Here is a 12,492-nt window from a genome sequence, read left to right as displayed (position 1 = left end):
AATGGAGCATTCTGGGGACTTCTACAACGCCTACCGGCACGGGTTCGCGCGGGTTGCCGCCTGCACGCACCGCACCACGCTCGCCGACCCGGCCGCCAACGCCGAGTCGGTGCTACAGCTGGCGCGCGACTGCCACGACGACGGCGTCGCGCTGGCTGTGTTTCCCGAACTCACCCTGTCGGGATACTCCATCGACGACATCGTGCAGCAGGACAGCCTGCTCAGCGCCGTCGAGGCGGCACTGCTCGACGTGGTCGCGGCCTCGGCGGAGCTACTGCCGGTCCTGGTGGTGGGAGCGCCACTGCGCTACGCGCATCGCGTGTACAACACCGCGGTCGTCATTCACCGCGGGCGCATCCTCGGGGTCGCGCCGAAGTCCTACCTGCCCACCTATCGGGAGTTCTACGAAGGCCGCCAACTGGCGGCCGGCGCCGACGAACGCGGACTCATCCGGCTGGGCGACGCAGAGACCCCGTTCGGGCCGGACCTGCTGTTCGCCGCGACCGACCTGCCTGGGTTCGTGCTGCACGCCGAGGTGTGCGAGGACATGTTCGTGCCGGTGCCGCCCAGCGCCCAGGCTGCCCTGGCCGGCGCGACGGTGCTGGCCAACCTGTCCGGCAGCCCGATCACCGTCGGGCGTGCCGACGACCGCTGCCTGTTGGCCCGGTCGGCCTCGGCGCGCTGCCTGGCCGCCTATGTCTATGCCGCCGCGGGAGAAGGCGAGTCGACCACCGATCTCGCCTGGGACGGCCAGACCATGATCTGGGAGAACGGCACGCTGCTCGGCGAAAGCGAACGGTTCCCCAACGGTCCCCGCCGATCGGTCGCCGACGTCGACCTCGGGCTGCTGCGCTCGGAGCGGCTGCGGATGGGCACCTTTGACGACAACCGCCGCCACCACCGGGATGCGGTGCAGGCGTTCCGGCGGGTGGAGTTCATGCTGGATCCGCCGGCCGGGGACATCGGGCTGCGGCGGGTGGTCGAACGATTCCCGTTCGTGCCGTCGAATCCGCAGCGACTGCAACAGGACTGCTACGAGGCCTACAACATCCAGGTTTCCGGTCTGGAGCAGCGGCTGCGCGCGCTGAACTGTCCCAAGGTGGTCATCGGGGTCTCCGGCGGACTGGATTCGACCCACGCCCTGATTGTCGCCGCCCGGGCGATGGACCGGGAAAACCGGCCGCGCAGCGACATTCTCGCGTTCACCATGCCCGGCTTTGCCACCGGTGAGCGCACCAAGGCCAACGCCGCCGCGCTGAGCAAGGCGCTGGGGGTGACGTTCGCGGAGATCGACATCCGCGAAACCGCGAAGTTGATGCTGTCCGAGCTCGGGCACCCGTTCGCGCGCGGCGAAGCCGTCTACGACGTCACGTTCGAGAACGTGCAGGCGGGCCTGCGCACCGACTACCTGTTCCGAATCGCCAACCAGCACGGCGGCATTGTGCTGGGCACCGGCGACCTGTCCGAGCTGGCGCTGGGCTGGTCCACCTACGGGGTAGGCGATCAGATGTCGCACTACAACGTCAACGGCGGCGTGCCCAAAACCCTGATCCAGCACCTGATCCGGTGGGTGATCAACTCCGGGGAGTTCGACTCCGATGTGTGCGCGGTACTGGCCTCGGTGCTCAATACCGAGATCAGCCCCGAACTGGTGCCGGCGACCGACGGCGAAGAGATTCAGCGCAGCGAGGACAAGGTGGGCCCGTACTCGCTGCAGGACTTCGCGCTGTTTCAGGCGCTGCGGTACGGATTCACCCCGGCCAAGACCGCGTTCTTGGCCTGGCATGCCTGGCATGACGTGGAGTCGGGTTCCTGGCCGCCCGGATATCCGGCGGACAAGCGGCAGGCCTATTCCTTGGCGGATATTCGACACTGGCTCAAAGTGTTTGTGCAGCGGTTCTATTCGTTCAGCCAATTCAAGCGCTCGGCGCTGCCGAACGGGCCCAAGGTGTCCCACGGCGGTTCGCTGTCGCCGCGCGGAGAATGGCGGGCACCCTCGGACATGTCGGCGCGGATCTGGCTCGACGAGATCGAACGGGAGATTCCGCAGGCGTAGGAAGGAGCAGCGAGGATGGCTGACATTCGAAGGTTTCCGTTGTCACCGGCGTTGCAGCGGGCCATGACCCTGCTCAGCGATCCACCGTCGGACCCGCAGGTGAGCCGCGGCTATCTCGATCTGCTCGATGAGGCAGGGGAGGTGGGCACACAGCAGAACACCGGCGCCATCCAGCGGCTGTGGGCCTCGTCGTTCGGGTCGATGTTCTACGACAATGCCCAAGCGGTGGCCCGCCGGCTGCTCGAGGCCTGGCAGCATCCGATCGACTGGCTGGCGATCCCCGCCGGCGGGGTGGCGCTGGATGTCGGCTGCGGGCCGGGAAGCATCACCACCTCGCTGGCCCAGGCTGTCGGCCCCGACGGTCTGGCCCTGGGCGTCGACGTCTCAGCACCGATGCTGGCCCGGGCGGTACGGGTGCAGGCCGGCTCCCAGACCGGCTTCCTGCGTGCCGATGCACAGCACCTGCCGCTGCGCGACCAGACCGTCGACGCGGTCGTGTCGATCGCTGTCCTGCAACTGATCCCCGATCCGGTATCGGCGCTGGGTGAGATGGCGAGGGTGCTCAAGCCCGGTGGGCGCCTCGCACTGATGGTGCCCACCGCGGGATCGGCCTCGCGACTGTGGCAGGTGCTGCCCAAGGCCGGTGCGCGGGTGTTCGACGACGACGAGATCGCCGATACCCTGGAACACCACGGCCTGACCAGTGTTCGGGTCAAGAACTTCGGCACCATCCAGTGGGTGCGGGCCAAACGGGACTGATCGTCTGGCACGTGATGGTCACTTTGCACGAGGTGGATCGGCACAACTGGGGGATCCGGGGCGGTCAGCCCGCATCCGACGTCGACCTGGGTCTTCACCGTTCGGGCGTGAACGCATCAAGCGCTGCGCTGATCGCCTCAGCGCTCGGCGCGCAGTCCCCGGCACCGACCACCAGTGTCGCCAACGCCCCAGCCGCACAGGCGTATTGCAGCGCCCGTTCGACCCCGCCAGCCCATTCGGTCGCCAACACGCCGGCAAAGACATCGCCCGCGCCGGACGTGTCGGCGGCATCGACCACCGGTGACGGCACCTCGACGGTGCCGTCGACACCGGAGTAGCGCGCGCCACGCGACCCCAGCGTGACGACCCGGTGCGGCACCTGGTGGTGGAATCGCGCGGATTCGGACTCGTTGACCACGGCGACGTCAACCAGGTCGAGGAGCCCCGCCACGTCCGCCGCGGGTGGGGACACGTTGAGGATCACCGTCGCCCCGTGCGCGTGGGCGAGCCCGGCGGCCGCGGCGGCCACCGGGATCGGGATCTCCAACTGCATCAGCAGCACGTCGCAGTCGGCGATCAGGTCGCGCTGGCTGGAAGTCAGCGCCCACGCACCGTTGGCGCCCGGGTCCACCACGATGGTGTTCTCCCCGGACGGGTCCACCATGATGACCGCCGAGCCACTGGGCCCGGGCGCCGTCATGAGGCCGGCGGTTCCGACGCCGTTGCTCTGCAGGTGCCGGCGCAGCAGTAGCCCGGCGTCATCGTCGCCGACCGCGCCCACGAACTGCACGCGGGCTCCCGCGCGTGCCGCGGCCACCGCCTGGTTGGCGCCCTTCCCGCCGGGGTGGGTGCTGCGCGCCGTGGCCAGCACCGTCTCGCCTGCGGCCGGAAGCGCGGCGACGGCGAAGACGGTGTCGGCGTTCACGCTGCCCACTACGCACACCCGCGTCGCCATGGGTTTCAGCTTCGCATTTGCAGCCGTGGAATGTGGTGCATCCCCTACTGTGAAAATCCACCGGCAACCGGAGAAGGGAGCCGCCGAGTGGACTCCGCACCGTCGACAGTGATTCAGGCGAGCGATGAGCGCCTGTACCGGCGGCTGGCGGCCCGGCTCAGTATCAAGACCAAGCTGATGATCATCCTGCTGCTGACCAGCGTCGCCTCGGTCGCGGTGGTCGGTTTTGTCGAGTTCCAGTATGGCGCAGAGGAATTGCAGCATGCGGCGACCAACAAACTGGTGCAGGCTCGCGAGTTGCAGCGTCGCGCAGTCGCCGGCTTGTTCGCCGATATGTCCAACGCCCTGGTGATCGTCAGCGGGGGAGTGACCGCGGCTTCCGCAGTCAAGGCGTTCAGCGCCGGATTCGACCAACTCGCGAATGCTCCGGTCACGCCCGAGCAGCAGCGGACCATCGTGGGCTATTACCGCGACAACTTCACCACGGCGCTGACCGAACGCACCGGTGAGAAGGCGGACGTCGCCGCGTTCCTGCCCACTTCGAACGCGCAGCGCTACCTGCAGGCGCACTACACCGCAGGCTTCGCCGGAGACTCCAAGAAACTCGACGATGCGGGTGACGGCAGTGCTTGGTCAGCGGCAAATGCCCAGTTCAACGGTGTCTTCACCGAGGTTGTTCAGCTCAACGAGTACCGGGATGCGTTGCTGCTGGACACCCAAGGCAACGTGGTCTATTCGGTCAACAAGGGTGTGGACCTGGGCACGAACCTGCTCACCGGCCCCTACCGCGAATCCGGCCTGCGGGACGCCTACCGCAAAGCACTGGCGGCCAACGCGGTCAACTTCGTCTGGATCACCGATTTCCAGCCCTACCAGCCCCAACTGGACGCGCCGACCGCCTGGCTGGTCTCACCGGTGGGCACCAAGGGCGAGGTCGAGGGTGTGTTGGCCTTGGCGCTGCCCAGTGCCAAGATCACCCGAATCATGACCGTCGACCGCGACTGGGATGCGGCCGGGCTGGGCCACACCGCCGAGACCTACCTGGCCGGTCCGGACGACCTGATGCGTTCCGATTCGCGGTTGTTCCTGGAGGATCCCGAGCGCTATCGCCGTGAAGCGGTGGAGGCGGGAACCTCTGAGGCGACGGTGGACCGCGCGGTGCGGTTGGGGACCACCACCTTGGTGCAGCCGGTCGGTGGACCGGGCCTGCAGGCCGCGCAGCGCGGCCAGTCCGGAACGCTCACCACCGGGTACGACTATTTGGGCAAACGCGAACTGACGGCGTACGCGCCGTTGGCCGTGCCCAACTCGGACCTGCAGTGGTCGATCCTGGCGACCAGGGAGTACTCCGACGCCTTTTCCGGCGTCACCTCCTTCAGTAGGAGAGTGGTGCTGGCCACCACCGGGGTGATCTTCGCGATCTGTGTGCTGGCGATGTTGCTTGCCCGGCTGTTCCTGCAACCGATCCGGCGGCTGCAGGCCGCCGCCCAACGGATCAGTGCCGGCGATTACAGCGCCGTGGTACCGGCTCGAACGGCTGACGAGATCGGCGATCTGACCAAGGCGTTCAACGACATGAGCTACAGCCTTCGCACCAAGGAGGAGTTGCTCAGCCAGCAGCGCAAGCAGAACGACGAGCTGATGTTGTCGCTGATGCCGGAATCGCTGGTGCGGCGCTATCGCGGGGGCGAGCAGGCTATCTCGGACGTGCACCACAACGTCACTGTCATCTACGCAGAGCTGCAGGGCATCGATCAATTGTCCTCCGAAATCTCCGCGAGCGAATTGGTGACAATCGTCGACGACTTGGTCAGGCAGTTCGACGCGGCAGCCGAAGCCGTTGGCGTGGAACGAATCCGGACGATGTACAACGGCTATCTGGCCGGCTGCGGCTTGACCACACCACGCCTGGACGGAGTGCACCGAATCGTCGAATTCGCCTCCGAGTTGCAACGGATCGTCGAGCGGTTCGCCATCAAATCCGGGTACCAGCTGAGCCTGTGGGCCGGAGTCAACACCGGCGAAGTCATCAGCGGTCTGGTGGGCCGATCCGGTGTCACCTATGACCTCTGGGGCTCGGCGGTCAACCTCGCCTACCAGTTGCGCAGGCACACACCGGAATCTGGCATCTACGTCACCGCGGCGGTGCGCGACATGCTCGACGACGCGGCGGAGTTCGCTCCGGCCGGCACCATGACCGTCGGTGACGCCCAGGAACAGACCTGGAAATTGGCCCCGAGAGTGTCCGAGGCGCCGTGAACGTCTTCGGGTCGTGGCTCTACTGGGCGATCGGGGTCGCCATCGGATTCCCCGCGGGCCTGGTCGCGCTGACCGAAGGGCATGGGGTGCTGGCGCGCCGAGGCAGCTACCTGGCCCGGCCGGTGGCATTGGCTCGTAATTACCTATTGCCGCTGGGCGCCTTGCTGGTGCTGCTGGCAAAGGTGGCCGGCGTGCCCGGCGAGGATCCGACTCTGCGCGTCATTTACACCGCGTTCGGCTTCGTGTTGCTGGTGTTGTTGCTGGCGGTGCTCGACGTCACCTTCTTCCAGAGCGCCCCCCAAGGGTCCTGGCGGGGCCGCATTCCGACCATCTTCATCGATGTCGCCCGGTTCCTGCTGATCGGTGTGGGCCTGGCCCTGACGCTGTCCCTGGTGTGGGACGCCAAGATCGGCGGCCTGTTCACCGCGCTGGGTGTGACGTCGGTGGTTATCGGCCTGATGCTGCAGAACTCGGTCGGTCAGATCGTTTCGGGTCTGTTCATGCTCTTCGAGCAGCCGTTCCGGATTGGCGACTGGCTGTCCACCCCGACCGCCCACGGCCGGGTCGTGGAAGTGAACTGGCGCGCGGTACACATCAGCACCGCCGACGGGCTGCAGGTCACGCCGAACTCGGTGCTGGCCGGCACCTCGTTCACCAACATCAGCCGATCCAGCGGTGCGCACCGGGTGTCGATCACCACCTCGTTCGCCGTCGGCGATCCGCCGGACCGGGTGTGCGCGTTGTTGTCGCGCGTTGCCACCGCTCTGCCGATGCGGACCACCGGCGCGGCACCGGAATCGGCGGCGCTGGGTGGCGGCCAGTACCGCACCGCCATCGCGGTCGACACACCCAGCGACGACGGCGCTGCGCAGGCAACCTTCCAGCGGTGGCTCTGGTACGCCTCGCGGCGGGAGGGACTGCACCTTGACGGCGCCACCGACGATTTCTGCACGCCGGAACGGGTGGCCGAGGCGCTGCGGACCGTGGTGGCGCCCGCCCTGCGACTGACCGAGGCAGACCAGCAGGCCCTGGTGCCCTACGCCAGGGTCGTCCGGTATGGCGCCGACGAACCACTGCAGCAAGCCGGTCAGGTACCGACGGCCATGACATTTCTGACCGACGGCAGTGTCCGGATCAGCAGCGAGGATCCGGACCAGCCAGGTGCCACGTTGCGCCATGGGGCGTTTCTCGGGATCACCACACTGACCCGCCAAGCCAGCCCGTTCGACGCCCGGGCATTGGAGGAGGTGACCGCGGTGGTCATCGATCGCGAACACATCGAGGAGCTGGTGATGGCCAAGCCGCTGTTGCTGCAGGAACTGGGCCGGATCATCGATCAGCGGCCTCGCACGGCTGTTGCGCAGCGGCGATCGTGAGGGCGGCGGAGCCGGTCGAAGCGGGTCGCCGTAAGTCAACACAGCGGCGATCGTGAGGGCGGCGGAGCCGGTCGAAGCGGGTCGCCGCACGTCAACACAGCGGGGCCGTTTTACCTGATCGGGCGTTCGCCGATACGCTGGCACGATGAGCGTCCCCGTGCTTCCCGACCTGCGCCAAGAGGTCCATGACGCCGCCCGCCGCGCCAGGGTCGCCTCGCGTTCCCTGACGGCGTTGTCCACGGCGGCCAAGAACAGTGCGCTGAACGCCGCCGCCGACGCGCTGCTGGCCCACGCCGACGACATCCTGGCCGCCAATGACCGCGACGTCGCCGCTGCCCGTGACGCCGGCACTCCCGAGGCCATTCTGGACCGGCTGGCGCTGACCAAGTCTCGGGTCGACGGGATCGCCGCGGGACTGCGTCAGGTCGCCGGCCTGCCCGACCCGGTCGGCGAGGTGCTGCGCGGCTACACCCTGCCCAACGGACTACTGCTGCGTCAGCAGCGCGTCCCGCTGGGCGTGGTGGGCATGGTCTATGAGGGCCGGCCCAACGTGACCGTCGACGCATTCGGGCTGACCCTGAAGTCCGGCAACGCCGCACTGCTGCGCGGCAGTTCGTCGGCGGCCCACTCCAACCAGGCTTTGGTGGACGTGCTGCGTGGCGCTCTGGAGGCCGAGGACCTGCCCGCCGACGCGGTGCAGTTGCTCTCGTCGGTGGATCGCGCCACGGTCACTCATCTGATCCAGGCGCGCGGACTGGTCGACGTGGTGATCCCGCGCGGCGGAGCCGGATTGATCGAAGCCGTGGTGCGTGACGCGTTGGTGCCCACCATCGAGACCGGTGTCGGCAACTGCCACGTCTACATCCATGAGGCCGCCGATCTTGACATCGCCGAACAGGTGCTGTTGAACTCCAAGACCCGTCGGCCCAGTGTCTGCAATGCCGCCGAGACGCTGCTGATCGACAGGGCGATCGCCGCATCCGCATTGCCGCGGCTGGTGGACGCGTTGACCGCCGCCGGAGTCGCGGTGCACGGTGATGCCGAGGATGCCGCCGCCGAGGATCATCTGCGTCGTGAATACCTGGCGATGGACATCGCCCTTTCGGTGGTCGACGGGCTCGAGGACGCGATCGACCACATCAACGAGTACGGCACCGGCCACACCGAGGCCATCGTCACCACCAACATGGCGGCCGCCCAGCGGTTCAGCGAGCAGGTCGACGCGGCCGCGGTCATGGTTAACGCCTCCACGGCCTTCACCGACGGCGAGCAGTTCGGGTTCGGCGCCGAGATCGGCATCTCCACCCAGAAGCTGCACGCCCGGGGCCCCATGGGTCTGCCGGAGCTGACGTCGACCAAATGGATCGTGTGGGGTGACGGCCACACCCGTCCCGTCTAAGGCGCCTCGAAGGAGCTACATCCACATGGACAAACCCGCCATCCCCGCAACCCCGGCCCGCCAGGCGCCGCTGTTCGCCGACATCGACGACGTGGCCCGCCGGCTGGCCGAAACCGGGTATCTGGCCGACACCGCCACCACCACCGCGGTGTTCCTGGCCGACCGGCTGGGCAAACCCCTGCTGGTGGAGGGTCCGGCCGGGGTCGGCAAGACCGAGCTGGCCCGCGCGGTGGCCGCGGCCACCGGGTCCGGGCTGGTGCGGTTGCAGTGTTACGAGGGCGTCGACGAGGCCCGGGCGCTCTATGAGTGGAATCACGCCAAGCAGATTCTGCGCATCCAGTCGGGATCCAACGGCGGTGACTGGGACGCCACCAAGATGGATGTGTTCTCCGAGGAGTTCCTGCTGTCGCGGCCGCTGCTGACCGCGATCCGGCGCACCGATCCGACCGTGCTGCTGATCGACGAGACCGACAAGGCCGACATCGAGATCGAGGGTCTGCTGCTGGAGGTGCTGTCCGACTTCGCGGTCACCGTTCCGGAACTGGGCACGATCACCGCGGCGCGCACCCCGTTCACGGTGTTGACCTCCAACGCCACCCGGGAACTGTCCGAAGCGCTCAAGCGCCGCTGCCTGTTCTTGCACATCGACTTCCCCGATCCGGACCTGGAACGCCGGATTCTGCTGTCGCGGGTGCCTGAACTGCCCGAGCATCTGGCCGCCGAGCTGGTGCGCATCATCGCGGTGCTGCGCGGCATGCAGCTCAAGAAGCTGCCGTCGGTGGCCGAGACCATCGACTGGGGCCGCACCATCTTGGCCCTGGGCATGGACACCATCGACGACGCCACCGTCGCTGCCACCCTGGGAGTGGTGCTCAAGCACCAGTCCGATCAGGTGCGGGCATCCGGAGAGCTGCGACTGAACTGATGGTCCGCCGCACCCGCCCGTCGCAACCTCTTGCCCCGCATGGAATTCCGGGGCATCTGGTGGGGTTCGTGGAAGCGCTGCGCGGGCAAGGGATTTCGGTGGGCCCCTCCGAGACCGTTGACGCCGGGCGGGTGTTGACCGCGATCGGGCTCGATGACCGGGAAGTGCTGCGAGAAGGGCTGGCCTGCGCGGTGCTGCGCCGGCCCGATCACCGCGACACCTACGACGCCATGTTCGATCTGTGGTTCCCCGCCGCGCTGGGCGGACGCGCGGTGGTGGTCGACGGGGACGAGGCTGATCCGTCGGATTCCGTGCCGCTGCCGGAGGACGCCGAGGACATGCGGGCCATGCTGCTCGACCTGCTGACCGCGAATCCCGATCTCGCCGACACCGATCCCCGGTTGTCGGCGATGATCGCCGCGATCGTCGGCGCCTACGGGCAATACCGCTCCAGCCGGGGCCCGTCCTACTCCGCCTACCAGGCGCTCAAAGCACTGGCGCTCGACGAGTTGGAGGGCAAACTGCTGGCCGGACTGCTCGCGCCCTACGGCGACGAGCCCAGTCCCACTCAGGAGCAGATCGCCAAGGCGATGGCGGCGCAGCGGATCGCGGCACTGCGCAAGCTCGTTGACGCCGAGACGAAGCGGCGCACCGCCGAGCAGTTGGGGCGCGAACACGTCCAGATGTACGGCATCCCGCAGCTGAGCGAGAACGTCGAGTTCCTGCGTGCCTCCGGCGAACAGTTGCGCCAGATGCGCCGGGTGGTGGCGCCGCTGGCCCGCACCCTGGCGACCCGGCTGGCCGCGCGCCGGCGACGCTCCCGGGCCGGCACCATCGACCTGCGCAAGACGCTGCGCAAGTCGATGTCCACCGGCGGGGTGCCGATCGACGTAGTCCTGCGCAAGCCGCGTCCCGCGCGACCCGAGCTGGTGGTGCTGTGCGATGTCTCCGGCTCGGTCGCCGGCTTCAGCCATTTCACCTTGCTATTGGTTCATGCGCTGCGGCAACAGTTTTCGAGAGTTCGCGTGTTTGCGTTCATCGACACGACCGACGAAGTGACGCACCTGTTCGGGCCGGAGGCCGACCTGGCCGTGGCGATCCAGCGGATTACCCGGGAGTCCGGGGTCTACACCCGCGACGGCCATTCCGACTACGGCAATGCGTTCGTCTCGTTCGCCGAGAACTATCCGAACGTGGTGTCGCCGCGCAGCGCGCTGCTGGTCCTCGGTGACGGTCGCACAAATTACCGAAACCCAGGTGTGGAGGTGCTGTCGCACCTGGTGACCGCCAGCCGCCATGCGCACTGGCTCAACCCCGAGCCGGCGCATCTGTGGGGCAGTGGCGATTCCGCGGTGCCGCGGTACAGCGACGTGATCGCGATGCACGAATGCCGCTCGGCCAAGCAACTGGCCGGAGTCATCGACGCCCTGCTGCCGGTCTAGCCCGCGTCGCGCTTGCGGCGGCACTTGGGCGCCCGGGGGACCTTCTGGACCCGGGAGCTGGCCCAGTTCCAGGGGCCAGCCCGGTCGCTCAGTGCGTCCGCTGGTAGATCAGCCAGCGCAACTCCATCGGGCTTTCCTCCCGCGTGGTGCGGAACGCGTCCTGCCCGCTGATCCATTCGATGTACCAGCTGGTGGGTGGCCAGCCGCCCTCGGGCAGGTGCGTTTTCTCGTAGTCATGCACGGACTCGTCGGAGAGCAGCTGCAGGGGTAGGCCGGCCGACGCGGCCGACATCTCGGCGCGGGTGTACAGACCCGAGTACACCTGCTGGCAGAATTCCCGGGCGGCACTGTCGGGTTCGTAGCCGTCGTGCGCCAGGAAGCTGTTGAACACCAGGCGCCCGCCGGGAGCCAGGCATCGGGCGGCGAGCTCGAACAGGCTGCGTAGCTCCGCGGTGGACCGGAAATCGGTCAACACCTCAGAAAGCACCATCATCTGGTAGTCGTCGCGCAGGTCATCGGCGTCTTCGAAGACGTCGCGCACGATGACGCGCACGTCCAAGGATTCCGCCGCCGCGTCGGTCGTGAGCATCTCGGCGAACTTCGGGGTCATTTCGACGACGTCGACCGGATGACCGCGACGCGCCAGCGCCAGGGCGTTACGCCCGGTGCCCCCGCCGATCTCGAGCACCCGATGGGAGGCCGGATCGTCGGCCTCGCAGGCGAGGTGCCAGACCCGTGCGTCGGGTTCGGTGCCGAACAGCGGTGGCTTCCGCGTGTCCAGCCAGGCGGCGTACGCGTCCGCGACGCTGTTCCACTGGGCACGGACCGTGTAGTCCAGAGTGGGGCCGATCGGGGCGTTGTAGGAGATGACGATGTGCGAGCGCAGTGAGTGCGAGTAGGCCTCAGCCAGTTGGCCCGCCAGGACTTCTCGGAGGCGGGCGAGTTCGTCGTCGCTGAAGGGTTTGCCCAGGCCGGCGAACACGGCAGAGCACATTGTGACGTATTCCTCGAGCATGCTCGGCACCGCCGGCAGCCGGATCTCGCCGCTGGTCTGGGCACGCGTGTAAAAACGCCTGACCATGGCGTTCTTGGCCGCCTGGGCGCGATCTATTGAGCTCACCGGAAAATCTTCCACAGACATCTTCTACACGATTGGCATTGGCTTCGGGGTAGCAACGGGGGGTTGCGTCCTTCGGTGAGCGTACGCCGAAGCGGAAAGCCGTTTGGCGCATCGGCCGCCTAGGCCGGGGCCGAGCGGTGCGACCAGTGCGCTCAGGTCGACGAGGACCCCAAGTAAGCTGGCCTATCGTGCGAAAACGGC

The 12,492-nt window shown here is 67.7% G+C and carries 9 protein-coding genes; 7 read left to right on the top strand and 2 right to left on the bottom strand.

Annotated features, from left to right (window positions below):
• The first annotated feature begins 1 nt into the window (after window position 1).
• Together N416_RS0103575 and N416_RS0103570 are read left to right on the top strand one after the other, a co-directional pair.
• Window positions 2-2,056 (top strand): NAD(+) synthase, encoded by a 2,055-nt coding sequence (locus tag N416_RS0103575; RefSeq protein ID WP_024440763.1) that lies wholly within the window; start codon window positions 2-4, stop codon window positions 2,054-2,056.
• Window positions 2,057-2,071: 15 nt separating this feature from the next.
• Complete coding sequence (locus N416_RS0103570; protein WP_024440762.1) at window positions 2,072-2,815, top strand: class I SAM-dependent methyltransferase; 744 nt, start codon at window positions 2,072-2,074, stop codon at window positions 2,813-2,815.
• Between the two features lie 94 nt (window positions 2,816-2,909).
• Here the strand turns inward: N416_RS0103570 and N416_RS0103565 are convergent, their stop codons facing one another.
• Window positions 2,910-3,770, bottom strand: coding sequence for a ribokinase (locus N416_RS0103565; protein ID WP_196805093.1), 861 nt, complete (start codon window positions 3,768-3,770; stop codon window positions 2,910-2,912).
• A gap of 30 nt (window positions 3,771-3,800) precedes the next feature.
• On the opposite strand from N416_RS0103565, the gene N416_RS0103560 reads away from it, so the two are divergent.
• The 5 genes from N416_RS0103560 (at window position 3,801) to N416_RS0103540 (ending at window position 11,171) form a co-directional block, all read left to right on the top strand.
• Window positions 3,801-6,029 carry an adenylate/guanylate cyclase domain-containing protein gene (locus tag N416_RS0103560; protein WP_196805092.1) on the top strand — a complete coding sequence of 743 codons (2,229 nt, stop codon included), beginning with the start codon at window positions 3,801-3,803 and terminating at the stop codon, window positions 6,027-6,029.
• Window positions 6,026-7,405, top strand: a complete 1,380-nt coding sequence (locus tag N416_RS0103555; RefSeq protein WP_024440759.1) for a mechanosensitive ion channel domain-containing protein — start codon at window positions 6,026-6,028, stop codon at window positions 7,403-7,405. Before N416_RS0103560 ends, N416_RS0103555 begins: the two co-directional genes overlap by 4 nt.
• A gap of 145 nt (window positions 7,406-7,550) precedes the next feature.
• Complete coding sequence (locus tag N416_RS0103550) at window positions 7,551-8,804, top strand: glutamate-5-semialdehyde dehydrogenase (protein ID WP_024440758.1); 1,254 nt, start codon at window positions 7,551-7,553, stop codon at window positions 8,802-8,804.
• A 25-nt stretch (window positions 8,805-8,829) separates the two neighbouring features.
• Window positions 8,830-9,729 carry a MoxR family ATPase gene (locus N416_RS0103545; RefSeq protein ID WP_024440757.1) on the top strand — a complete coding sequence of 300 codons (900 nt, stop codon included), beginning with the start codon at window positions 8,830-8,832 and terminating at the stop codon, window positions 9,727-9,729.
• Window positions 9,726-11,171, top strand: coding sequence for a VWA domain-containing protein (locus N416_RS0103540; protein WP_024440756.1), 1,446 nt, complete (start codon window positions 9,726-9,728; stop codon window positions 11,169-11,171). Before N416_RS0103545 ends, N416_RS0103540 begins: the two co-directional genes overlap by 4 nt.
• Before the next feature lie 88 nt (window positions 11,172-11,259).
• Here the strand turns inward: N416_RS0103540 and N416_RS0103535 are convergent, their stop codons facing one another.
• A complete protein-coding gene (locus tag N416_RS0103535) occupies window positions 11,260-12,312 on the bottom strand; it encodes a class I SAM-dependent methyltransferase (RefSeq protein ID WP_369797564.1) in 1,053 nt (350 codons plus the stop codon).
• Between the last annotated feature and the right edge of the window lie 180 nt (window positions 12,313-12,492).

This window comes from Mycobacterium sp. UM_WGJ, assembly GCF_000455125.1.
Lineage (GTDB): Bacteria > Actinomycetota > Actinomycetes > Mycobacteriales > Mycobacteriaceae > Mycobacterium.
This window is presented reverse-complemented; position numbering and strand designations above follow the sequence as displayed.

Bases quoted from the DNA above. Each gene is read 5' to 3' on its own strand.
- N416_RS0103545 (WP_024440757.1), top strand. From the start codon at position 8,830: ATGGACAAACCCGCCATCCCCGCAACCCCGGCCCGCCAGGCGCCGCTG.
- N416_RS0103560 (WP_196805092.1), top strand. From the start codon at position 3,801: ATGTGGTGCATCCCCTACTGTGAAAATCCACCGGCAACCGGAGAAGGG.
- N416_RS0103535 (WP_369797564.1), bottom strand. From the start codon at position 12,312: ATGTCTGTGGAAGATTTTCCGGTGAGCTCAATAGATCGCGCCCAGGCG.
- N416_RS0103565 (WP_196805093.1), bottom strand. From the start codon at position 3,770: ATGGCGACGCGGGTGTGCGTAGTGGGCAGCGTGAACGCCGACACCGTC.
- N416_RS0103550 (WP_024440758.1), top strand. From the start codon at position 7,551: ATGAGCGTCCCCGTGCTTCCCGACCTGCGCCAAGAGGTCCATGACGCC.
- N416_RS0103575 (WP_024440763.1), top strand. From the start codon at position 2: ATGGAGCATTCTGGGGACTTCTACAACGCCTACCGGCACGGGTTCGCG.
- N416_RS0103570 (WP_024440762.1), top strand. From the start codon at position 2,072: ATGGCTGACATTCGAAGGTTTCCGTTGTCACCGGCGTTGCAGCGGGCC.